Origin of the sequence: Paenibacillus sp. p3-SID867 (assembly GCF_025142895.1) — a bacterium.
Lineage (GTDB): Bacteria > Bacillota > Bacilli > Paenibacillales > Paenibacillaceae > Paenibacillus_AQ.
In genome coordinates, this window is the sequence record NZ_JAMBDM010000005.1 from 46592 (window position 1) to 68489 (window position 21898).

21 protein-coding genes and 1 riboswitch are annotated in these 21898 nt (G+C 49.5%); of the genes, 13 read left to right on the forward strand and 8 right to left on the reverse strand.

The window, feature by feature from the left end; all coding sequences use genetic code 11:
• Positions 1–101: 101 nt before the first annotated feature.
• The gene (locus M4D81_RS11975; protein WP_260066465.1) at positions 102–1148 is read right to left on the reverse strand and encodes an EAL domain-containing protein; all 1047 of its coding nucleotides are present in this window, start codon (positions 1146–1148) and stop codon (positions 102–104) included.
• Positions 1149–1356: 208 nt separating this feature from the next.
• Entirely contained in the window at positions 1357–2892 is a 1536-nt protein-coding gene (locus M4D81_RS11980; RefSeq protein ID WP_260066467.1) for a GGDEF domain-containing protein, read from the reverse strand.
• Positions 2893–3125: 233 nt separating this feature from the next.
• Here M4D81_RS11980 and M4D81_RS11985 point away from each other — a divergent pair, with 233 nt between their 5' ends.
• The 6 genes from M4D81_RS11985 to M4D81_RS12010 all read left to right on the forward strand — a co-directional run bounded on the left by M4D81_RS11985 (position 3126) and on the right by M4D81_RS12010 (position 7864).
• Positions 3126–3509 (forward strand): VOC family protein, encoded by a 384-nt coding sequence (locus tag M4D81_RS11985; protein ID WP_071222193.1) that lies wholly within the window; start codon positions 3126–3128, stop codon positions 3507–3509.
• Between the two features lie 173 nt (positions 3510–3682).
• Positions 3683–3794, forward strand: a riboswitch (TPP riboswitch).
• A gap of 114 nt (positions 3795–3908) precedes the next feature.
• Positions 3909–4940, forward strand: coding sequence for an ABC transporter substrate-binding protein (locus M4D81_RS11990; RefSeq protein WP_260066470.1), 1032 nt, complete (start codon positions 3909–3911; stop codon positions 4938–4940).
• 96 nt (positions 4941–5036) lie between these two features.
• Entirely contained in the window at positions 5037–5330 is a 294-nt protein-coding gene (locus M4D81_RS11995; RefSeq protein ID WP_260066471.1) for a thiamine-binding protein, read from the forward strand.
• Positions 5327–6082 (forward strand): ABC transporter permease, encoded by a 756-nt coding sequence (locus tag M4D81_RS12000; RefSeq protein ID WP_260066472.1) that lies wholly within the window; start codon positions 5327–5329, stop codon positions 6080–6082. Before M4D81_RS11995 ends, M4D81_RS12000 begins: the two co-directional genes overlap by 4 nt.
• Before the next feature lie 53 nt (positions 6083–6135).
• A complete protein-coding gene (locus tag M4D81_RS12005; protein ID WP_260066473.1) occupies positions 6136–6969 on the forward strand; it encodes an ABC transporter ATP-binding protein in 834 nt (277 codons plus the stop codon).
• 79 nt (positions 6970–7048) lie between these two features.
• Positions 7049–7864, forward strand: coding sequence for a TatD family hydrolase (locus tag M4D81_RS12010; protein WP_260066475.1), 816 nt, complete (start codon positions 7049–7051; stop codon positions 7862–7864).
• A 32-nt stretch (positions 7865–7896) separates the two neighbouring features.
• Here M4D81_RS12010 and M4D81_RS12015 read toward each other — a convergent pair whose 3' ends face one another.
• From M4D81_RS12015 to M4D81_RS12030, 4 genes are all read right to left on the reverse strand, one after another.
• Positions 7897–8076, reverse strand: coding sequence for an aspartyl-phosphate phosphatase Spo0E family protein (locus M4D81_RS12015; RefSeq protein ID WP_071222198.1), 180 nt, complete (start codon positions 8074–8076; stop codon positions 7897–7899).
• A gap of 185 nt (positions 8077–8261) precedes the next feature.
• Positions 8262–9815 carry an extracellular solute-binding protein gene (locus tag M4D81_RS12020; protein WP_083397711.1) on the reverse strand — a complete coding sequence of 518 codons (1554 nt, stop codon included), beginning with the start codon at positions 9813–9815 and terminating at the stop codon, positions 8262–8264.
• Positions 9816–9881: 66 nt separating this feature from the next.
• Positions 9882–10766 carry a carbohydrate ABC transporter permease gene (locus M4D81_RS12025; RefSeq protein ID WP_071222199.1) on the reverse strand — a complete coding sequence of 295 codons (885 nt, stop codon included), beginning with the start codon at positions 10764–10766 and terminating at the stop codon, positions 9882–9884.
• Between the two features lie 30 nt (positions 10767–10796).
• Positions 10797–11777: an ABC transporter permease gene (locus M4D81_RS12030; RefSeq protein WP_071222200.1), complete on the reverse strand. Its 981-nt coding sequence runs from the start codon at positions 11775–11777 to the stop codon at positions 10797–10799.
• A gap of 377 nt (positions 11778–12154) precedes the next feature.
• On the opposite strand from M4D81_RS12030, the gene M4D81_RS12035 reads away from it, so the two are divergent.
• A complete protein-coding gene (locus M4D81_RS12035) occupies positions 12155–14473 on the forward strand; it encodes a helix-turn-helix domain-containing protein (RefSeq protein WP_260066479.1) in 2319 nt (772 codons plus the stop codon).
• A 217-nt stretch (positions 14474–14690) separates the two neighbouring features.
• Entirely contained in the window at positions 14691–15092 is a 402-nt protein-coding gene (locus M4D81_RS12040) for a hypothetical protein (RefSeq protein WP_260066480.1), read from the forward strand.
• Between the two features lie 136 nt (positions 15093–15228).
• Here M4D81_RS12040 and nfsA read toward each other — a convergent pair whose 3' ends face one another.
• Complete coding sequence (gene nfsA, locus M4D81_RS12045; protein WP_260066481.1) at positions 15229–15969, reverse strand: oxygen-insensitive NADPH nitroreductase; 741 nt, start codon at positions 15967–15969, stop codon at positions 15229–15231.
• Positions 15970–16154: 185 nt separating this feature from the next.
• Positions 16155–16358 (reverse strand): cation transporter, encoded by a 204-nt coding sequence (locus M4D81_RS12050; protein ID WP_071222204.1) that lies wholly within the window; start codon positions 16356–16358, stop codon positions 16155–16157.
• Between the two features lie 298 nt (positions 16359–16656).
• Here M4D81_RS12050 and M4D81_RS12055 point away from each other — a divergent pair, with 298 nt between their 5' ends.
• From M4D81_RS12055 to M4D81_RS12075, 5 genes are all read left to right on the forward strand, one after another.
• Positions 16657–17274: a DUF5317 domain-containing protein gene (locus M4D81_RS12055; protein ID WP_071222205.1), complete on the forward strand. Its 618-nt coding sequence runs from the start codon at positions 16657–16659 to the stop codon at positions 17272–17274.
• Between the two features lie 266 nt (positions 17275–17540).
• Positions 17541–19397 carry a bifunctional diguanylate cyclase/phosphohydrolase gene (locus M4D81_RS12060; RefSeq protein ID WP_260066483.1) on the forward strand — a complete coding sequence of 619 codons (1857 nt, stop codon included), beginning with the start codon at positions 17541–17543 and terminating at the stop codon, positions 19395–19397.
• 98 nt (positions 19398–19495) lie between these two features.
• Complete coding sequence (locus M4D81_RS12065) at positions 19496–19726, forward strand: hypothetical protein (protein ID WP_216532720.1); 231 nt, start codon at positions 19496–19498, stop codon at positions 19724–19726.
• Positions 19727–19867: 141 nt separating this feature from the next.
• Entirely contained in the window at positions 19868–21004 is a 1137-nt protein-coding gene (locus M4D81_RS12070) for an ArnT family glycosyltransferase (protein WP_260066486.1), read from the forward strand.
• A gap of 171 nt (positions 21005–21175) precedes the next feature.
• Positions 21176–21802 carry a phage tail tape measure protein gene (locus M4D81_RS12075; RefSeq protein WP_260066488.1) on the forward strand — a complete coding sequence of 209 codons (627 nt, stop codon included), beginning with the start codon at positions 21176–21178 and terminating at the stop codon, positions 21800–21802.
• Positions 21803–21898 lie beyond the last annotated feature (96 nt).

Genomic DNA, 21898 nt, shown 5'->3' on the forward strand with positions numbered 1-21898 from the left:
TCCACGCCAAGCATCTATATTGTCTGAACTCAGCCAAAGGCTGTGACAATCAGATGCAAAGCTCCGCATCCCGATGGCGGGGGAAATACCGATTATGTATGCTATGAATAAATGAGTTGAGAATGAGGATCACGCGGAGGCCGTTCAGATGGCTTCCCAAACAAATACCCCTGCGAGAGCTCAATCCCGATATCTCGGCAAAAATGAAACTCCTCCCGTCTCTCAATGCCTTCAGCCAGCACCATGGCCCCAAAATCATGAGCCTTGTTCGTGATCATTTTGAGCTGCTCCTGCTGCGCGGGGTTACGATCGCAATGGTCGATCAGACTCCGGTCGATCTTTACATAATCCGGCTTAAGCTTAATCATCTGCTCCAATGTAGAATAACCTGCACCGACGTCATCCATGGCTACCGAGATTCCATGACTGCGATACACCTCGAAAATCGATTGCAAATGCTCGACATCATCAATCTTCTCGGTTTCCACAACCTCAAATACGAAATCCCTCGGATCCAGATGGAGCCTGTCTATGGTATGAAAGGTGTGGCTTAGACACATCTGCGCATCATATATAGAGGATGGCAGGAAGTTCACGAATCGCTTCACGCCGATAGGAAGCCACTCGGCACTGGTCTCAATGGCACTGGTTCGTGCCGCCCGGTCCAGGAATGCATGCAATCCGGTTTTACGGGCTGTCTCAAACAGCTCATACGGCTGGAACCTGACTCCCCACTCTACCGGACGAAGGAGAAATTCGTAGGCAACGATCTGCTCGGATGAATCCACGATGGGCTGCATAAAGCTCGTAAACTGCTTATGTAAAATGATACTTACCATATCGTAATGCTCCATCTGCAGTTCGAACTTCTGCATAGGGGTCCACGAATGCCGGATTTGCGGAGCTTCTCCACCGGTAACACAGAAGGACAGCTCTTGACGAATCTTCAGCGGAAGGGGCTGCAGACACTTCATCATGGAGATCAGGTCCGCACGTACCTTGTAGTTTACAGCACAACCCTCATTGTTCTCTTGTACCGCGTAGCCGTTCACTGCCAGCAACTGAATAAGCTCTCCACTTGCAGGCTTCATATGAATGGTCCCCTGGTCCTCAATCGGTTCAAAGGTGCTGCAATTGTCGCAAATCATGTTCGTCCTCCTTGGCAAGCTAGCTCTCACTATGCTTCTTATCGGCATTTTGAATATGATTTCTTTGCATTTTATGGATTTTATATCGAAGTTATGACCTATTTTAAGAGAAATGCGCAAGATTCGTACAATGATTACACCAAATTCTACAAAAATCGACTTATATTGCTTTTAACAACGTATTGTCAATACGATGGTCATGCTTGATCTACTCAACCTTTTGATCCAAAAGCTGCAGCAGCATCGTCCGCTCCACATCAAAATGCCAAGGGGCGTTCCGTTCCTTCGCCGCATACATCGCGGCATCGGCGCGGCCAATCAGCTCCTGATCATTTCTGGCATGATCCGGATAAACTGCAATGCCGATACTCGGCGTGGTTCGGACTTCATGCCCTTCCAATTCATACGGCTCGCTAAGCAACGTCCAAATCTCCTCCGCCATCCAGATCAGCTCCTGATCCTCACCAGCCGGATGGATCATAACGGTGAATTCGTCTCCTCCTAAACGAGAAACCAAAACTCCCTTGGATTCAAGAGATTGAAGCCGATCTGCAACCTTTCGTATCAACAAATCGCCGGTACGGTGGCCGTATCGGTCATTGACTCGTTTGAAACGATTCATATCCATATACAATAAGCCTACACGGGAACCTGCGCGGTCCGCCTCCTTCAGCGAGCTCGCCAGCCTTGCATTAAAATAACGGCGATTATACAGCCCCGTCAGATCATCACGATGTGCCAGGGCTTCACTCTGCATCAGACTCTCATGCAGTCGGTCAAACAAGCGATCGTTCTCGAACTGGATTAAAATCTGCCTGAACAGAATCAGGATCACGCACAGGGAAAGGCCGGTAAACAGTCCAGTCCACCCTCCAAACCGCTGCGCCATAAGGGCAAACATCCCGCCAAGCACGCTGTAGGGAAGCAGGTACCTTACGATCAGGCTTCCGACTGAACGCGGCTCCCGCTCGCCAACGGATGGTTTACGGGAATTAGGAGCGGACTGCGCACCTGCGAAACTAATGATTAATACCGATATCGTATAGAGTGGATACAGATAGGAACGAACCTCGATACCCATCAGATCAACGAGATAGATGTACAGGACATCTCCGGCAATATAAGCGCTTCCGCCAAGACATAACAGAATGGCCGCCCTTTTCCCTAACAGTCCGGTATTAAAATACAATACCAGCGTAAAAAAAATAAGTACTATTGCGCACAGGGGATACAGCATGTCCACCCAAAGGTTTCCCCATACTGCCTCATGGGCCAGCCCCTGAAGCTCAGGCTTGATGAAATATTCCCACCCTACTGTCATGACGGCTATGCCAACAATCACGATATCCAGCATAAACCGGAGTCCCCGAAACGATCCTTGAACATGCCGGAATAAATAAATGAGAGAACTTGCGAACAAAATGAGTTCAAGTCCCCAGAATAAGTGGGTTAGGATCGGAGAGAAAGCGCTCTCTTTTCCAAACCAAACATAACAAGCGTGAATGATTCGTGCCGCTGCATCCCCCATTAATCCGAGACTCACAATAAGCCAAAATCTGCGAAGATGAACCTCATAACGCCGACTAATCCGCATTAAATAAACGGAGGCGGCTGCAGGAGGAATAATGACTAGAACACGCTGAAGCGATAAAGCCTCAGGCATCCACAGAGCAATCATGATCTGAATGAATGCATATATCATGGCGAGTCGAATCCACAGATGATCTGCTGGAGTTGGACTCATAAGCATTCCTCCTCGGCCAAAAGGTAAGCTGGATCACTTTCATATGTTAGGTCTTTTGAATTAATCTTTCTATTTCTCATGATACTTTTTACCCACTCAAAAGTAAAGATGAGGAAATGAAAGAAAAATCATCTTTATCAGCCCCTGCATGAACACAACTCCCACTTGACGTATAGGGATTATGTGATAACATTTCAGTCATATCTCATATAGATCGGAAAGGGTGTTGAACCATGTCACAGAAACGCTTAGATCATGTCGGTATTGTTGTCCGGGACCTAGAAGCTACAATCGCCTTCTATACATCCGTAGTCGGACTAGAACTAAAGAATCGCCTGACCCATACGAATGGCGTCATCCAGCTGGCGTTCCTCGGGTTTAACGGCAGCAACGAGACGGAAGTCGAGCTTATTCAGGGATACAGCGACACGCTGCCAGCGGAGGGCACCGTTCATCATTTCGCCGTCAGCACGGATAACATTGAAGAGGAATATGCCCGGGTTCAAGGACTTGACGTTCCTCACTTGGACGAGGAAATCGTGACGCTCCCGAATGGTTTCCGTTATTTCTTCGTACATGGTCCCGAAGGGGAATGGATTGAGTTCTTCCAGCGCTAACCTCCACGTAGCAGCCTTTTTCAAATACTTTATCTCGTGAAAGGTTCATAGGATCAATTAATGTTTCCCATTGCATAAGTATTCTAAGCAAAGACCTGCCCCGTTCGTACCTCTTCGAACTAGACAGGTCTGGTGTGTTAGGACTATAATAGCGGATGTAATGATCGAAACTTCATAAATACCGGGGGAGCTGGGATATGGCCGGCTGAGAGTGTATCCGATATGATACTGACCCTTACACCTGATCTGGGTAATGCCAGCGTAGGAAGCCCATGTTTGCGGCAGCTATTTATTTGCCGTGGTATACACTTACGCCGTCATGCGTCCTGATATCATCAGGGCGTTTTTTGTGTGGAGTTGCGAGGTAATAGAAAGAGAACTTAAAGGAGAGAAGAAACGATGAAGAAGGGAAGATGGATTCCGCTGCTTCTCGCTTGCGTCCTGCTTATGGTCGCGTCCGGATGCGGTACAAGCGAACAGAACAAGAAGACAGGTGCCGAAGGCGAAGGCAGTCAGACTTCCGGGAAACTCCGTGACGTGCAGCTGATGCTCGATTGGTCCGCCAATACGAATCACACCGGCCTGTATGCAGCGAAGGAGCTTGGGTATTATGAGGAAGAAGGGCTTAATGTCCAGATCGTCCAGCCGGGAGCAGGCGGAACGGATACGCTGGTCGCATCCGGAAAAGTGCCGTTTGGCATCAGTTATCAGGAAGGCGTAACACTGGCCAGAACCCAAGGATTGCCGCTCGTTTCCATTGCAGCGATCATTCAGCATAATACGTCCGGCTTTGCCGCCCCCAAGGACAAAGGCATCGTGAAGGCAGGCGATTTTGAAGGAAAATCCTATGGCGGCTGGGGCTCACCTGTGGAGGAAGCCGTCATGAAATCCATCATGGAGATCGATGGCGCCGATGTCAGCAAGGTGAATATGGTCAATATGGGCGATGCCGATTATTTTACGGCCGTCAAACGCGACATTGATTTTGCCTGGATCTTCTATGCTTGGACGGGGATTGAAGCCGAGCTTCGCAATGAACCGCTTGACATGATTTATGTGAAGGACTACTCCGAGCAGCTTGATTATTACACACCGGTAATCGTGACGAACGAGAAGCTGATCCAGGAGGACCCTGAGCTTATCAAAGCGTTCATGCGGGCGACTTCAAAAGGATACGACTATGCGATTCAACATCCTGAAGATGCGGCAGCTCTGCTTACGAAGGCGGTTCCTGACTTGGATGCCGAACTGGTTCTCGCCAGCCAGAAATGGCTGAGCCCCCGTTATCAGGATGATGCATCCCGCTGGGGCGAGCAGAAAGCCGAAGTATGGTCAGGATATGCCGACTGGATGTTTGAGCGCAAGCTGCTGGAGAAGGAACTTGATGCGGACCGCGCATTCACCAATGATTTTTTACCGGAGCAGCCATAAGGTTATTTCTATTTAAAAAGAAGAGAGACGGCATTTACGGCAGGCTGCCCCTCTCTCTTCCATTACAATATAGCTTGCACGAAAGGATGAGTTTACATGGCGAATACACTTTTGAGCATTCAAGTGATACCGAGAACGCCAAACGGGGCCGACAGCATCCCTTATGTAGATGAAGCGATTAAGGTCATTCAGGAATCAGGCGTGAAATACGAGGTTCATGCACTCGAAACGACCATGGAAGGTGAGCTCGCCGAGCTGCTCAAAATCGTGGAGCGCATGCATGAAGCGCTGGTGAATGCGGGAAGTCTCAGCATCATATCCCAAGTCAAAATCGCCCATCACCCCAGCGGCATCAGCATGGATAAGCTGACTGAGAAATACCGTCCATGAGAAGCTGGTGGAGTTCGGTTTGGCCGCCCGTTGTGGCGGTCCTCTTCTTTTTGGTGGTATGGCAGGCCGCAGTATCCATATTCGACATTGAACCTTTTATTCTGCCTGCGCCGACGGCCATCGGGCATGAGGCCGTTACCGGAGCTTCCGGTCTCTTCCAGCATACAGCGGCTACCCTGCAATTAACCCTGGTCGGATTTATGATCGGTACGGCGATCGGTCTAGTCATCTCGCTGGCACTGCACATGGTGCCTTTTCTCAAAACCGCTCTTTATCCGCTTCTTATTCTTAGCCAGAATGTGCCGACAATCGCCCTAGCCCCGCTTCTCATGATTTGGTTCGGCTTCGGCATGCTGCCCAAGGTTATCGTGATTACGCTGGTCTGCTTCTTCCCCGTCGCTGTTGCGGCCCTGGACGGACTGACCCGTACTGACCGAACCATGATGAATTACATGCAGATGGCGGGGGCTACCTCATGGCAAATTTTCAGCAAGCTGGAGCTGCCACATGCCCTTCCCTCCATCTTCTCCGGGATTCGAATTGCGGCTACCTATTCGGTCATGGGTGCGGTTATCGGGGAATGGATCGGCTCGGACCGGGGAATCGGCTACTACATGATGCTGCAAAAATCCGGCTACCGCACGGATCGGGTGTTTGTTGCCATCCTGGTCATCGTCCTGCTCAGCCTGCTGATGGTGCTGCTGATCACTTTGCTGGAGAAGCGGCTCATCCGCTGGAATCGAAAAGGTTGAGTCCCCGTGAATAGATGTTTCGAATCTTATATGATAGGAGGCCATTTGTCGATATGACACATCAAGTACCCCTGACGGTCCAGGACGGAGCTGACCCGTCGGCTGCGCCGGTCTCAACCTCACCTGCCCTCGAGGTTCGCAGCCTTCGAAAAACCTTCCGCGACCGGCGCAGCGAAGTGCATGTGCTGGATGGCCTTTCGCTTCAAGTACAGCCCGGGGAATTCGTCTCCTTGATCGGTCCTTCAGGCAGCGGAAAGAGCACCCTCTTCCATATCATTGGGGGGTTAACAGCTCCGGATGCGGGCTCTGTCCTCATGGATGGTAAGGACGTGACCGGGGAAAAAGGCCGCATCGCCTATATGCCTCAACAGCCGGCCCTGTTCCCTTGGCGTACGGTGGAGGACAATGTGCTCCTTCCCGAAGAGCTGCGAGGCACCTCGAAAGCCACTGCCAGGGAACATGCCCGCAGCTGGATGGAACGTGCCGGACTCAGCGGCTTCGAAAAGGCATATCCGCACACCCTCTCTGGAGGAATGCAGCAGCGGGCAGCTTTTCTGCGCGCACTGATGAGTCCGCAGGAAGTTATGTGCCTGGACGAACCGTTCAGTGCATTGGATGCGTTAACGCGCAGTGATATGCAGCGCTGGCTGCTCGATATCTGGGAGGATACGCGCCGTTCGGTGCTGATGATTACCCACCATATCGAGGAGGCGCTGCTCCTCTCGGACAGCATCTATATCCTGTCAGCACGGCCCGGAACCATCTTGAAACGGGTAGAAGTCCCTTTCTCCCGTCCGCGTCCCGAAAACATCCTGATGGATCCGTCCTTCATCGCATTAAAAACCGAAATTTCCGCCATCATGCGGGAAGAACAGCACAAGCGCTGACCGATGAAGGCCAGCGCAATACATACATCCATGATGGGCAAAGCGCTTCGTGGAAGCTTACAAGCGAGGTGATGTAACGATGAAATCATTCATGCAGAGTGAAGCGAATTCCCCCCTGATCGACACTCATATTCATCTAGACAGTTATGCGTTATCCGATCAACAAGCGATTCTCGCGGATATCCGCCATCATGAGGTTCAATCCGTCATCTCTGTCTCCATGCATCTGGTTTCCTGCAAGCGAAACCTGGAGCTGGCCCGGCAGTACGGACCGATGGTGCGGCCGGCTTTCGGTTATCATCCGGAGCAGCCCCTCCCTTCCTCTGACGAAACCGAAGAGCTGCTGGATTGGATGGCAGAGCATGCCGATGAGATGGTTGCCGTAGGAGAGGTGGGTCTCCCCTATTACGCCAGGCTGGAGGCTGAATCGGAAGGCCGACCCTGGGATAACCGCCCTTACGCCTATCTGTTGGAGCAATTTATAGCTTTTGCTAAGAAGCATCATAAACCGGTGAATCTGCACGCTGTATATGAAGATGCGGATATCGCATGTGATTTGCTCGAAAAATACGGCATCACTCGTGCCCATTTTCATTGGTCTAAGGGCTCCCGTGACACCTTACATCGGATGGAAAATAATGGATACTATATTTCCTTTACGCCCGACATCCTCTATGAGGAAGAAATTCGTGCTATGGCAAGTAGGTATCCGGATCATCTCGTCATGACCGAAACCGATGGACCTTGGCCGTTCGAAGGTCCATTCACCGGACAAATGACCCATCCTCGGTTGACGGCTTCTGTGGCTTCGGCATGGGCTGAGCTTAAGGGGCTGTCCATACTTGAAGCCCGCAGGATTTTATATGAGAACGCCGCGAGACTTTACCGTCTATAAAAAAGAATCTTCATGCAGTTCAAGTCGGTTGCTTAGGCAATCGGCTTGTTCTCTTTAAGAAGAAATCGGTTATATTGATTAATCAACTCATCAAGCACGATCGATTGTCTGAGGACTTTAGGATGATTAAAATCACGATACCGCTGCTTCATCTTATGAAGCTTATGCCGTTCTTGCTCGATACTAAACTTTATGCCTTCCTTCGTTTCCATGACTTTATATCCTCCCCTCATGTAATATTTTATGCTTTAATGTAAAATTATAGGATGTTCAATATTAGACATCAGAAATATGACATGGAGGGGCTTATTTCTGTTATTCACGCCAAAAAACCACAATGCCAACCGCAGCATTGTGGTTCTTTGGTTCCATTATTTAACGTACTTAATTAACGTACTTATTTAACATATTTCTCCTGATATGCCTTTGACATCTCGTCTGTAATTTCCTTCATCTTCGGATCACTCTTGATTGTTTCGATCAGTTTATCGTACGATTCAACCGGTTCTTTGCCCGTGATGACCATGACCCGCATATCATCCACTTTCTTGGAAAGCTCGGGGTAGTATTTATTGTAGGCTTCCGAATACAGCTCTCCCGAAGGGTTCGGAACCTTGACCGTCTTACGCTCTGTGACGATCTCTACGTTCCGCTCATATACTTCATCCGGCATCCCTACCGCGCTGATAGCCATATCGTCGCTGACGAGGTGAATCATATTGTTCAAGTTGCCGTCACCCGTCTTATCAACGGCAGCCTGCGGCGTAGCAACCTTCTTCCCGTTCTCCACATTGTAATGGACACCTTCGATTCCGTAGGTCAACATTTCATTGCCTTCCTGACTATAACCATAGTCGAAAAACTCGAGGATTTTCTTCACTTTCGCCTCCGGCACTTTCTTCGGAATCAGGTATACTCCATAATAAGGCGATCCTGAAGGCGTATACTTCACCCCGTTTGCATTCTCCAAGTAAGCAAGCGGCATGAGATCCGCCTTGGGATCAACGCCCTTCACGGCTTCGCCGGTCACCCAGGCATGGTTCATGGACATGCCCCCTACCCCTGCCTTGGCGCTTCGCATCGTATCCATTACCTGCGAGAACTTCATGATAGCGAAGTCTTTGGGGAACAAGCCCTCATCATATGCCTTTTTGATCCACAACATGGCCTCCCTAGACTCGTCCGACGTCATAATCGGAGTCAGGGTATTATCGGGTTGAAGCTTCCAAGACCCTTGCGTTTCATTAAATATATTATAAATATAGGCGAGAGCCCCCGGATTTGCGGCATATGGAATCTCATCGGCCTGTCCATTACCATTCGGGTCCTTTTCCTTAAACGCCTTTAACACGTTATGGAACTCATCCAGCGTTTTGGGCGTTTCCAGCTGAAGGGCATCCAGCCAGTCCTTGCGGATCATCGGGAACACTCCGCCGCCATAGCTAGGATAATAACGAGGAATGACGATGTTCTTGCCATCCACCTTGGTGATTTCCCACATTTCCTTCAATTCTTCGCGGTTCAAATTCGGATAGTCTTTAAGGAACGGTGTCAGGTCCCAGAAAACCCCCTGCTTCAGCATTTTCTGCAGCTGCGGGTTCTGCAGCGTCTCCACGAAAGTAACCTCTGGAAGATCGCCGGATGCAAGCATGACATTGATCTTCTCTTCGGCCGTGGACGGCGACAGCCACGTAATATTCAGCTTGGTATTGGTGCGTTTCTCGAGCTCTTTCCATAGTGCATTGGTGTTGTCTATGAATTCGGTGGCATAATTCAGGGTCTGTATCGTAATGCTTGTAGGTTCACTGCTGTCTGTTCCGCCTCCGTTGTCGCTCGGTGCACTTCCGTCACGGCTGCCGCATGCGCTAAGCAAGAGCGAGCTTGCCAAGAGCAGCACCCCCGACATTTTCAAAAGCGCCTTGCCCGGCTTGGTTTCCATTCTTTTCATCATTAGACCTCCCTTATAATGATACCTCTCTCCTGACTGATCATGATGTCGGATAAACCGTATATCGATTCATTCCTTGACAGAGCCTACCATCGCTCCTTTGGCGAAGTGCTTCTGCAGGAATGGATACACTAACATGATCGGCACGGTTGCAATAACGACCGCCGCCATCTTCAACGTTTCCGTTGGAACGGGACGATTCACTTGGAAGGCGAATCCGCCGCCGCTCCCGGATCCCATCGTCGTTGGATCCACAAGCATATTTTGCAGCAATACTTGCAGCGGCCACATCTTCTGGTCGTTAATAAACATCAGTGCGTTGAAATACGTATTCCAATAACCGACCGCAAAGAACAATCCGAAAGCGACCAGCGCCGGCAGCGACAATGGCAGAATAATTCTCCAGAATACGCCGATATCATTCGAACCATCAATCATCGCAGCTTCCTCCAGACTTTCCGGAATGCTGTCGAAGAATCCCTTCATGAGCAGCACATACCATGCGCTGGTCAAGCTGGGCAGGATAAGCGACCAGATGCTGTCAATGAGTCCCACATTACGAACCACCAAATACAGCGGCACCAATCCCGGCGTAAAGAGAAAGGTAATTAGGATCATAATCATGATCGCCTTGCGAAACCGCAGGCGTTTGCGGGACACCGCATAAGCCAAGCCCCCGGTAACAAGCAGACTGAGCAGCGTGCCGACCGTAGCCAGGAACACGCTCACGGAAATCGAGGTGACAAACAATCCGTTGGAGAGTAAATGCTTATAAGCATCCAGCGTCCAAACCCGCGGCCATAATATCAGGCTGCGTTGATAATACTCCACCGGATCGGTAAACGACAAAATAACGGTATAATAAATCGGAAATATCGTTGCCAAACCGATGATCAGCAGCAGTCCGTTATTCACAAGACCGAACAGCCTGGTTTTCCATCCTTTCTCATGCATGCTTTACTCCTCCTTGTCTTCACCCATCCTTTAGTACAAGCTTTCTTGACCGTAACGCCTCGCCAACCGGTTGGCCGTAACCACCAGAATGACGCCGACAATCGATTTGAACAGTCCGATAGCCGTACTGTAACTGAACTCTCCCTGCCGAATCCCCACCCGGTATACATAGGTATCGAACACTTCAGCTACATTGGTAACAGGTGCATTCATCATCAGATATATCTGTTCGAACCCCGTATCCAGAATCGTTCCCAGACGGAGGATCAACAGAATCAGGATCACGTTGCGCATCGCGGGCAGGGTAATATGCCACATCCGTCTCATACGGCCCGCGCCGTCCATGACGGCTGCTTCATATAACTGCGGGTCCACTCCGGCGATGGCCGCGAGAAAGATGATGGTTCCCCACCCGACTTCCTTCCAGATGGATTGTCCCGTCAGCATCCCCCAGAAGTAGTTGGGGTTGGAGAGAATATCGATCGTCTCCCAATCCATCGAGATGAGCCACTTATTAAACAAGCCCTCCGATTGCGAGAACATGAGGTACGTAAGGCCATAGATCAATACCCAGGATAAAAAATGGGGGATATACACCAGGGATTGAATGGTCCTCTTATAGAAGGAATTTCGCACTTCATTCAGCATCAAAGCTAAAATGATCGGTGCCGGGAAAAAGAAAATCAAGCTCAGAAAGCTGATCGCCAGCGTATTGCGCAGCAGCATCCAGAAATCATCGTTGGAGAAGAACCGAGTGAAATGCTCGAATCCTACCCAAGGGCTTCCGAGCACTCCAAAGTATGGAGAATACTCCTGGAAGGCAATCACGAGATTCGTAATCGGAATATATTTGAAAATGATAAAAAAGATCAGACCCGGCAAGGCCAGCACGTACAAATACTTGTCGCGTACAACATCCGACCAAATCCTCCCCCACTTCGTTTTGGATTTCACGGAAATGGGGGGGCTCCCGCTTCCTTTTGCCGACTGAACGGTTTCTTGTGCTTTCATCGATACTCCCTCACTTTCAGCCTTGTCATCTCGTTCAACATACCGTTCACGGAATGTAGTCCTAATGTAAACGTTTGCAGGATTACCTGCAATTCGACTTTTTTCCGCCGGCTCCAATCCCCCTCCCATTCGATGCACGGCACAGGGAAAGCTTGGTCTCTACGGCATTGTGGAACCTTTCGTTTCCTTGTATTGCACTTTTTTTCCACGGTAAATGAACGTCCGATTCGGTTAATCGGTAACGTTGACTCGAACTCGATTAGGAAGATATGATCTTTTCAACTCATCCACTCATTCGCTATGATAGTATGTAATCATTTTACCGGCTCGCTTCGATCAAGCCTTTGATTTGTCTATGCCAACAGGGGGTTAAAGTAATGAGGCAACAGAATCATGAATCCGTTTTCAAAGGTGTTATGTATTGGAGAAGCATCGCGCTTGCCGTTTTGTTAACATGCCTCCCCATCTCGGCCATAACGGCCGTTTACCTTTATGTGGGCAACCAGCATATGATTAACCAATATCAGCAGCGGAACGAAGAAGCCCTGGTTGACGCTGCGAGACAAGTAGACGAGCAATTCACACAGTTAGTCCACTACGCCCTCAATATGGTGGTGAAGCCCCATTTCAAGCCTTCGTTGTCTGATATGGACTTTGTATCGAATATCGAGGAGACGAATGAGCTGTTCAATACACTGAACCTGGTGGAGAATGCCGATCCGCTGGTAGATCAGGTCTATCTCTACATCAAAAAGCAAAATAAAATCATGGAGCCTGATCTCGGCCTGAGAACGCTGGACCAGGAACAGGATGCGTTAAACTTTAACAGGCTCATGGAAGGAGATACGGACATGTTTTGGGTCCATGACCTGGAGCGGCCTTTTAACAAGGATAAATCCTCTCACGCGCTCGTCATGCGACTTCCCTTCAACGGTCATACGCCCTACGGCGCGATTGTCATCTATATTGATCCGTCGAAGCTGCACGTCATTCGCAATAGCGAGAATCTCTCGTTCCTGCTGGACGACCATGGCCACGTCATCGGAGAGTCGGGCATGAGCCGCAGCATGCCGAAGGCGATGAGCGCGATTCAGGAACAGCTGAGGCTACCGGAGAATGCCCGGAGTGCGAATCATCTGCGGTTGAAGGTTCCGGTCGACCAGGATGTGTTGCTGGTGAATACCGTTCAATTCGAAAAAATGCAGCAAAGTTGGACCTATGTTTCCGGCACGCCGCAATCGAAAATCATTGCTCCAACGAAGCCGTATACTCATATCATCCTGATTTGCTTTGCTTTTGCGCTTGCGGCATCACTGGCTGTAAGCTGGTTTGCCTCTAAGAGCATGTATCGTCCTATCAGCAAGATGCTGAATATGATTGGTGGCGATCAGGCCAAACCGAGCTCGAGATACAATGAGCTTGATTATATTGAACACGAGTGGAAGCAGTACCGGTTCTCGCACGATACGCTTCAGAGCCAATGGAATCGGTCCTTGCCCGCGATCAGGGAGGCTTATATCAATCAATTCTTGAGCGGACAAGCCGCCCACCTGACGGAGTCCGAATATGTGCTCAAGCTGCAAGAGATGGATCTTGACATTACCCATAAACAGTTCTCGGCCATCGTGCTTCAGCAGCACACTCACGGGGAGGATCGGACGCCTCTGACAGAAAACGATCAGCATCTTCTCACGTATGCCGCTCTGAACGTGATCCAGGAGCTGGCAGAGGACATAAGCGCATATATGCATCCCATTAACTTCTTCGACGGCTCCTTCGGCGTCATCTTGATCGTTCCGGCTTCCCATAAAGCCGATGAACAATCGCGTTTGATGAAGGAGTTGTGCGATCAGATCATGCGGGCGTTGCGAGATACGCTCCGCATGTCGGCAACCATCGTATTAGGCGGGCCAAGCTCAACCTGGACCGATGTTCCCCATATTCTCGAACAGGCCAAGCGGGCGCTGCATTACCGGTCCTTCGACGCAGGCAGTCAGCTGCTGGAAGCGGAAACCGTGCTTTCCCAGAAAAACGACTGGATCGATTTTCCGCTGGAATTGGAGCAGGATTTCATTCATACCTTGAATCTTGGGCTTCAGGGGGATGCGCTGCGTTCCCTAAGCCGCTTCGTAACGGCGCTTCAGGCCGGGGGAGGCTCGGAGTGGCATGTCCACCATGGCCTCATGCGATTAATCACAAGCGTTCACCGGTCTATGCTGCAGGCTGGCTTAAATCCATATCAGGTGTACAATTTCTCCAATCTGCAGGAAGAGCTGTCCCTGCTTCGGGATCCGAAGGCCTGCGTGACCTGGTTTCAGAAAGAAATTATCGAACCCTACCTCGATCAGTTAACAAAGAACTTCAACAGCTCCATGAAATCGCTGGTCGAAAACGTGCTGGAGCAAATCGAGCAAAACGGGATGCAGGATTTGTCCCTGGATGCCATGGCCATGGAAGCCGGCGTCAGTGTATCCCAGCTGAGCAAAGCGTTTAAGCAGATGACGGGCACGAATTATATAGACTATCTGACAACCGTGCGCATGAACCGCTGCAAAGAATTGCTGCTGACCACCGATCTTCGCATTCATGAGATTGCGGAGGCCGCCGGATATCAGCCTCCCTACTTCAATCGTATGTTCAAGAAGCTTGAAGGAATTACGCCCGGACAATACCGTCAGCAGGGCATCGGCAAATAAATCGGTATGTCATCCTGATCAGCAACCTCCATATAAAAGGAGACCGCTGAAAAAAAGGGCTGTCCCTTGGTCCGTATTTCATGACCTTTTGGGAGAGCCCCTTTTTTATGTGTTATGACTTACGTTCAAGCGTCGTACATGGCGGCACGATTAGCGCCGACGAGTCATCCAAGCATGCTCCGAACCACGCATCGTGCGACAGGGAGCAGTGCGCACGATGCACAAAATAGTTGCACATGTTTGCGGACTCAGCGGACCTTATTTTGACCAAAAGCACCATTTCTCGATTGGTCGCGGACAAGAGATCCGTTATTCACCGAATAAGGCTCTCATGTTTCGGATTATACGCTACTTAACGGAACGTGTGTCCGAAAGATCCTGCAAAAATGAGCCCATAGCGCAAATAACGGATCTGAGGTCCGATACTGCTACGGCCGTGCTGCAACTCGTTCCAGCTTGCGGCTTGGAAGCTACGGTTAAACTTGCGGTGCACTGCTCGCCTCCTACTCCACCAACCCCACGTCAGCCAGGCTTGGTTCCGTGGTCGGCTGGCGTGGGATGGGGTCCGAGGTCGGTCGGGCTTGGTTCCGAACTAGGCTTGGGTTCATGCCAGGCCTAGTTTCGGGGCCGGCCTAGTTTCGAGGCAAGCTTAGTTCCTAGAGCCGAGCCCTCCGGAGTATTCCCCACGAGAGCAGCCGTACCAACTCTCTCTATTGATTTACGAGAGCGCTGTACCCCGCTTTCTCTATTCATGTCTAACGCCCCATGAACCCCTTCCCCTTCAGGAAGTCCTTCATGTGCAGCCTTACTGGCTCTGCCAGGCGTTTAGCCATAAGCGCCGACCACGGCGTGTTGTTTTTGCCATGGGTACGCAGAGACAAGTATTCGGAAGAGGTTTGATCGTAGTTCTTCACTTCTTCTATAGTCGCACGATTGTAGCTGTCGTGGTGCAGAACAGCCTCCACCGGAAGCCGAGGACGAAGCCCCGGCTCCTGATCCGGGTAACCCAGGCACATGCCAAATACCGGATAGACCAGCTCCGGCAGTTCCAAAGCCTCGGAGAACTCAGCAATGGAGTTGCGGACCCCGCCTATATACACGATGCCAAGACCAAGTGATTCCGCGGCGATCGCGGCATTCTGCGCAGCCAAAGCGGCATCCACCGTCGCCACGATGAAATTCTCGGTCGAATCCTCATACGTCTCTTGATCAACCACGTGCGCCTCTGCGCTTTTTTTCAAACGATACAGATCCGCGCACCACACCAGAAATACCGGGCATTCCACAATATACGCCTGATTTCCCGCTAAAGCGGCCAACCGCTGCTTCTTCTCTCGAGAGGTAACGGCAATCACGCTGTATGCCTGGACATTGCTTGAGGTTGATGCCATCTGACCTGCTGCCACAACGGCCTTAAGCTGCTCCTCTGACACGGGCCGATCCGAATATTTACGAATCGATCGATGGTTCATCAGAAGCGATATGGTATCATTCATCGGGGTATCCACTCCTTAGACTGAAAGCATTGTTCCATCTATTATGAAACTTCGGCTTGGGCAGTGCAAGTTCACGCGATAGGTGACACCGCGCAAAAAAGCCGGCTTGCTGTCGATCGCCTACAGCAGCCGGCTCCTATTTTAGCCAAAGCTCATGGCCTTGGATTATTCCAGGGAATGTATCGTTATGACACGATATCGTAGCCTTGCTCTTCAATCGCTTCTTTTAATGCTTCAAGGCTGACCTTGTTTTCGTCGTATTCGATAGCCACTGTATTGGATGCAAGATCGACTTTACCGGAAGCTCCCGCATTCTTCAGTGCGCCTTCCACCGAGTTCACGCAATGGTTGCAAGACATGCCTTCCACTGTCAATGTCACTTGTTTCATGCTGTCGTCCTCCTGTCATATAATGTTGTACCATTCAACCTTACTATACCCCCATAAGTATGTAAAGCTCAAGAATTTGCTTCTTTCTGCAACAGAAACACGAAAAAAGTAGGAAGATTTATCCTTTTAATCTGTTATAATGTACATAATTCATTAGATTCATACAGGAAGGGACAAGCTTTTTATCAAACTTCCTAAATTTCTTCATAAAATTTGATTTTTGTTGCAGGAATTACCAATTCGCTGTCGAACTATCTTAATAACAGAGATAATGAACTATGAAAGTAGGAATTCTATCATGGTATTTGACGGCATTATACTCGGGTTAATTGTCGGGCTGATACGCGGCGGACTCCGTCATGGACTGCAGCAATTCAGTAAGATTCGTCTGAAGGGCGGCTTAATCTTCCCCATACTCCTGATTGTGCAGCTGCTCATATTCCGCTTTCAAGTGAACTCTGATTGGTTGGCAGCTGCAAGCGGCTACGTCTTTATGTTCATCTACGTTGCCGGCATGATCTTTCTCTGGATGAACCGGGATCAGAAAGGTTTTGGCAGCATCTTGGCAGGTGTCTTTCTGAATTTCCTTGTCATGGCAGTGAATGGTGGCAGAATGCCCGTTTCCATGAGCGCAGCCTCCGTGCTGGATCCCATTTATGTGGACATGCTAATGGATGCCACAGCTACTACCAAGCACTATCTAATGGACGCCTCTACCCGCCTGTCTCTTCTTGGTGACATCATTCCATTATCTCCACCTTATCCAAGAACGCAGGTAATCAGTATCGGAGATATTATCATGAATATCGGTATATTCTTCTACATTGTCCATCTTATGACTTCCGGGAAGAATACCAATGTTCAAACCTTAATACGCAAATCCGATACGACTGAACATGCTGAACCGCAGAATTAATCATACATCATACCACCTGGAAAGGAGGGAGAACTATGAAGAAAACTGATAAAATCAAGTATTCCCGTATCGTGTTGAATGCGATCATCGTTGCTTCCGTTGTTGTCGCTCTGACTTCCGGATACAGATTGGGATAACATAAACACCTAAAAAAAACAGGCTGGAATGCTCAGCCTGTTTTTTTACATCTTTTTCGTTGTTTTGCGACGCAATATATCTTAAAATGTGGAGAATACACCATGCTTTTTAATTGAGGAGAAACCGTTATGTCCATATTCAAGCGTCCTAAGATTTCCAGGGAACTTCCGGGACAGCTGTACTTTGTGTTCATTTCACTTATGGGCTGTATAACCTTTCTACTAGTACATCAAGGAGAATTTTTATACTACTCTCCTTCACAGTGGGTATGGGTTTACGCAATGTTAGGCGCCGCCCTAATATTAAATTACTTCACCTTCCAGCTGCCGCCCGAGGGTAATTTGCAATCTATGGATTCTTCCGTTTATTTAGCTTGCATATTTATATATGGCGCCCCTTTTGCTCTATCGGTCATCCTATTTAATACTCTAGCAACAGCACTCTATGACAGAAAGATCCCTTTTTGGAAGCATTTCGTTAATTTCTCCATATACACACTCATGATTGTTGGTTCCTCGTTTGTTTTTAAGGCAGCAGGAGGACACTCGGGTCCCATCATCAATGATCATTTTGGGGCTTACCTTGGCGCCCTGCTCGTCTATTTCATTATTAACGTTTTTCTGCTTGGATTTTATTATTACTTGTTATACCGGGGATCTTTATACGACATTCTGAAGTCCTTCATTAAGGACACCCTGCTCGTTTATTTGAGTACGCTCATACTGTCGCTGGTCCTCTCCGTTCTTATCGTACATAACGGCGTATTCGGCCTCACCTTATTCATTGGCCTGAGTGTGATGCTCTCTTATTCCTTTAAACAACTGTTCACGATGTATAACGAAGTACAGGAAAAAGCAATCAAGGATCAACGGACGAGCCTGTATAATCACAGTTATTTTGAAAGTTTACTGGAGGACGAGATCAAGAAAGCCAAGGCCAATGAGACGCCATTGTCGCTGGCCATGATCGATATCGATGATTTCAAGAAATACAACGATCAATTCGGTCACCTGAAAGGGGATATGCTGCTCGGATTTCTCGGCAATTACCTCAAGGTGGAATCCGAAACGGCTGAAGTGGTGGCCTCTCGTTTCGGCGGTGAGGAATTCACGATTCTAATGCCGGGCTACGATGACAATAAAGCACGTTCCTTCATTAACAGGCTCCGCAAAAAATTGAACGATACCTATTTTGACGGCGTTGAGATATTCCCATCCGGGTGTCTCTCCTTCTCTGCCGGCGTTGCGTCCTATCGGATTGACATCCATGACAAGTCACAGCTCGTCGAGCTTGCCGATCAGGCGCTGTACTATGCCAAGAAGCAGGGCAAGAATAATGTGCACGTATACGGGAGCGGCGCCGAAAAAGAATCCGAGATCGACTTCGCGGAGGACGTCCGCGATATCGAGCAGCAGCTGAAGCTGTTCTTGTATAAAGATGTGGATACGTTCAAACACTCCAAACGGGTATTCCGCTGTGCCATGGACATCAGCGAAGTGCTCGGGCTTGATAGTGTGGAACGACGCAATTTCGTACTCGGTGCACTCATTCACGATATCGGCAAGCTTGAGATTCCTTGGGGGATCTTGAACAAACGGGACAAGCTCACGGCCGGTGAATGGGAAACCGTCAAACGGCATGTCAGTTGGGGTAAGCGCATCGCGGAAACGAACGAGAAGTTCAAGGAACTGGTTCCTTACATTGAATTACACCATGAAAGATATGATGGCGGGGGATATCCGCACGGCTTCAAGGGCAGCCAAATCCCCAAACTGTGCCGGATGCTGACCATTATCGATTCCTTTGACGCGATGACAACGGAACGACCTTACCAGAAAACGAAAACCTTCGAGGAGGGAATTGAGGAATTGCTCCGCTGCTCAGGCACGCAATTCGATCCGGAGCTTGTTGAGCTGTTTATCCGTTATTTAAGACTCAAAGCAGAAGCGCAGCAGCAGCCTGCAGCCGGTTCGGAGACGTCTTAATGAGACCGATGCCCCTCCTATTATCATCTCTTCATGTTTGATACTTCCCCAAATAAGGTATAAAGGTAGTATCACAACGATAAATGAGGTGAGAAACGGTGACTGACAAGAAAAAGGATCTCCCGCTTCACAACGGTCCCGGCAACATGGATCACCCTGAACAATACCCGACGGAACAAGAAAGCCTGTTCGATAAACATGAGAGCGAACAGCATGTGGACCCGATTCCGATGGAAGACGCCAGACTGGAGCGCCAGGAAGAGAAGCAGCGGGACGGGACGTCAAAGAAGCGTTCATCCAGTAATGATAAGTATCACAGCGGCTTTTAAAAGTGGGACTGACCTTGTCACTGCAGCGTAACTTGAACTTATCGGCTCCGTTTTGGCGGAGCCTTTTTATTTCACCGTTTTTTCTTTAATATAGAAGAGGATGAATGCGGATTTAAACCTAGAGATTATATAAAGAGTGGAGTGGACCCTTTGTTTTCCATATGGACGTTAAACCGTGTGCAGCGAAGGTTGCTGTTGATACTGATTGCAGCGGTTCTGGTTATGTCATGTCTGCTGGTTCTTACCGGTCTTCATGAACGTTCCCCGAGCATAAGCAGCGTGATCGAAGAACGATATATCCAAAGTGCGGCCATGATCAGCCACCCCGGTGGAGACCTGGAAGACCATGCTTCCAGCGTCATGCCCGGTGTGCCGCTTATGATTGCCGGACTTACCGCCTTATTCGGAAGCATGGATGCCGCCCTGATTGCCTACCAGCTCCTCCAATGCGTCTTCCATGCATTTTCCGTATACTTGGTTTTCGTACTGTCTCGCTACATGTTTAATACGCGAATCGCTTTTCTGTCATGCATGATCTACGCGCTGTTCTGGCCGGCCTACGGCGCAGTCCGGCTGATCCTGCCGGATACGACCATGCAGACCTTAATGCTTCTTCTGGTCTGCGCCGTCATCGGAGCGCTTGAATTGAAGCAGGCTGGCTGGTACGCAGCTGCCGGCGCGCTTACAGCGCTTATGGCTTGTTACAACCTTCAAGCGCTGCTGTATCCTGTATTGTTCATTGCCTTTTGGATCAAGTACCGCAGTCCGGTCAAAATCGTAACCGGCGGGCTCCTGCTTATTAGCGCAGGTTATTTGCTCATCTTATCTCCATGGTGGCTGAACATCCCGCTTTTCAATCGTTTGATGTATATGTCCGGTCCGTGGAACCTTGCCTCGCTGTGGCTGGAATCGAGGTACATCGAAGGCAACCCTTTGGTCCATCTCTTCCGGAGCATCTATGCCGGCCGCACCTCCAAATATGCGGCAGCGATCGGAAACGAGGAGGCCAGAAAGGTCGTGCAATCCGCATTGGATGCCGTCCGTCTCCTCATGCTGTTTGCCGGGACTGCTGGCGTCATCTGGTCGGTTTGGAAATACCATCTGAAACGGCAGCTCCCGGTGCTGCTGACGCTGCTGTATTTTATTGCCGCCGAATGGCTGGTTCCGAGCCTGGACGGCACCGGATTTCCTTATTCGGTCTTCCTGCTCCTCTACGCGGCATTTCTCGCGGACAAAGCGATTATCTATGCGCATAAGACCCGCCTGCTTCGTAAGTAAGTTTCAACGGAAGCCTGTCGCTCCATCATCATGTAACTTTTGCGCCTGAAAGCACTTATTATCTTGTGCCTTCAGGCGTTTTTTTCGCGTTATTCTAGAACCTTTCAGGCTGATGAAACGTCTATATTATATCTTCATTTTCATATATCCCTGTCAAGAGAGGTGTCAGGAATGAAAATAAACCGTAAATATATCGCCATTCTCAGTATCGCTGTGGCCAGCGTTCTGACGGTAAGCATCATACTTTTCTTCACGGATGCTTCGAATCGCTCGGGCCAGCATCATCGTTTGAACGACAACATGAACGGACAGGCGCTGGTTCAAGTCGGCTCCACCTACATCACGCATACCCATTTAACTGCCTATAAGAATAGCCTCGCGCATAGCACCGCGCCCCTCCCTGATGAGGCTACGCTCCTTAAAGAAATGGCAACGAAAGAATTGATGCTTCAATTGGCCTACGAACAAGGCGTTGCGGCGAGTCTGGAGGATGGTATTCAAAGGGCCAAGGAGCTTCGGAAGACGCTCGAAACCCAGCCGCGGCAGGTGCAAGAACAGCACTTGCGCATACTGGATACGATGGGCATTAGCGAAGATCAATACTGGGAAGACTACTCCCCGCCGGAATATCGGGATATGCTATCGATCGAGCGATTAGTGAATAAACTGACGACGGATATCAAGTCTACCCAGCCTGACGTCATAACCAGCACGCAGCAGCTGAAGGATAAATTGCTAAACACTGCATTGAATGAACAGCGAATTATCGTGTTGGATCCGGATATTCAATTGAGGTAACGCTGCATCGTATATAATGAGGTGCGACAGCCAGCAATACAACTCCCTTACAGTCCCTACATCACCTTATATACGTTTGGAGCCCGCTCATCTGGC

Coding starts and splice junctions, on each gene's coding strand:
- M4D81_RS12000 (WP_260066472.1), top strand. CDS start 5,327: ATGAGAAGCTGGTGGAGTTCGGTTTGGCCGCCCGTTGTGGCGGTCCTC.
- M4D81_RS12010 (WP_260066475.1), top strand. CDS start 7,049: ATGAAATCATTCATGCAGAGTGAAGCGAATTCCCCCCTGATCGACACT.
- M4D81_RS12015 (WP_071222198.1), bottom strand. CDS start 8,076: ATGGAAACGAAGGAAGGCATAAAGTTTAGTATCGAGCAAGAACGGCAT.
- M4D81_RS12040 (WP_260066480.1), top strand. CDS start 14,691: ATGCACAAAATAGTTGCACATGTTTGCGGACTCAGCGGACCTTATTTT.
- M4D81_RS11980 (WP_260066467.1), bottom strand. CDS start 2,892: ATGAGTCCAACTCCAGCAGATCATCTGTGGATTCGACTCGCCATGATA.
- M4D81_RS12050 (WP_071222204.1), bottom strand. CDS start 16,358: ATGAAACAAGTGACATTGACAGTGGAAGGCATGTCTTGCAACCATTGC.
- M4D81_RS12005 (WP_260066473.1), top strand. CDS start 6,136: ATGACACATCAAGTACCCCTGACGGTCCAGGACGGAGCTGACCCGTCG.
- M4D81_RS12030 (WP_071222200.1), bottom strand. CDS start 11,777: ATGAAAGCACAAGAAACCGTTCAGTCGGCAAAAGGAAGCGGGAGCCCC.
- M4D81_RS12035 (WP_260066479.1), top strand. CDS start 12,155: ATGAGGCAACAGAATCATGAATCCGTTTTCAAAGGTGTTATGTATTGG.
- M4D81_RS11995 (WP_260066471.1), top strand. CDS start 5,037: ATGGCGAATACACTTTTGAGCATTCAAGTGATACCGAGAACGCCAAAC.
- nfsA (WP_260066481.1), bottom strand. CDS start 15,969: ATGAATGATACCATATCGCTTCTGATGAACCATCGATCGATTCGTAAA.
- M4D81_RS12075 (WP_260066488.1), top strand. CDS start 21,176: ATGAAAATAAACCGTAAATATATCGCCATTCTCAGTATCGCTGTGGCC.
- M4D81_RS12060 (WP_260066483.1), top strand. CDS start 17,541: ATGTCCATATTCAAGCGTCCTAAGATTTCCAGGGAACTTCCGGGACAG.
- M4D81_RS11990 (WP_260066470.1), top strand. CDS start 3,909: ATGAAGAAGGGAAGATGGATTCCGCTGCTTCTCGCTTGCGTCCTGCTT.
- M4D81_RS11985 (WP_071222193.1), top strand. CDS start 3,126: ATGTCACAGAAACGCTTAGATCATGTCGGTATTGTTGTCCGGGACCTA.
- M4D81_RS12055 (WP_071222205.1), top strand. CDS start 16,657: ATGGTATTTGACGGCATTATACTCGGGTTAATTGTCGGGCTGATACGC.
- M4D81_RS12025 (WP_071222199.1), bottom strand. CDS start 10,766: ATGCATGAGAAAGGATGGAAAACCAGGCTGTTCGGTCTTGTGAATAAC.
- M4D81_RS11975 (WP_260066465.1), bottom strand. CDS start 1,148: ATGATTTGCGACAATTGCAGCACCTTTGAACCGATTGAGGACCAGGGG.
- M4D81_RS12020 (WP_083397711.1), bottom strand. CDS start 9,815: ATGATGAAAAGAATGGAAACCAAGCCGGGCAAGGCGCTTTTGAAAATG.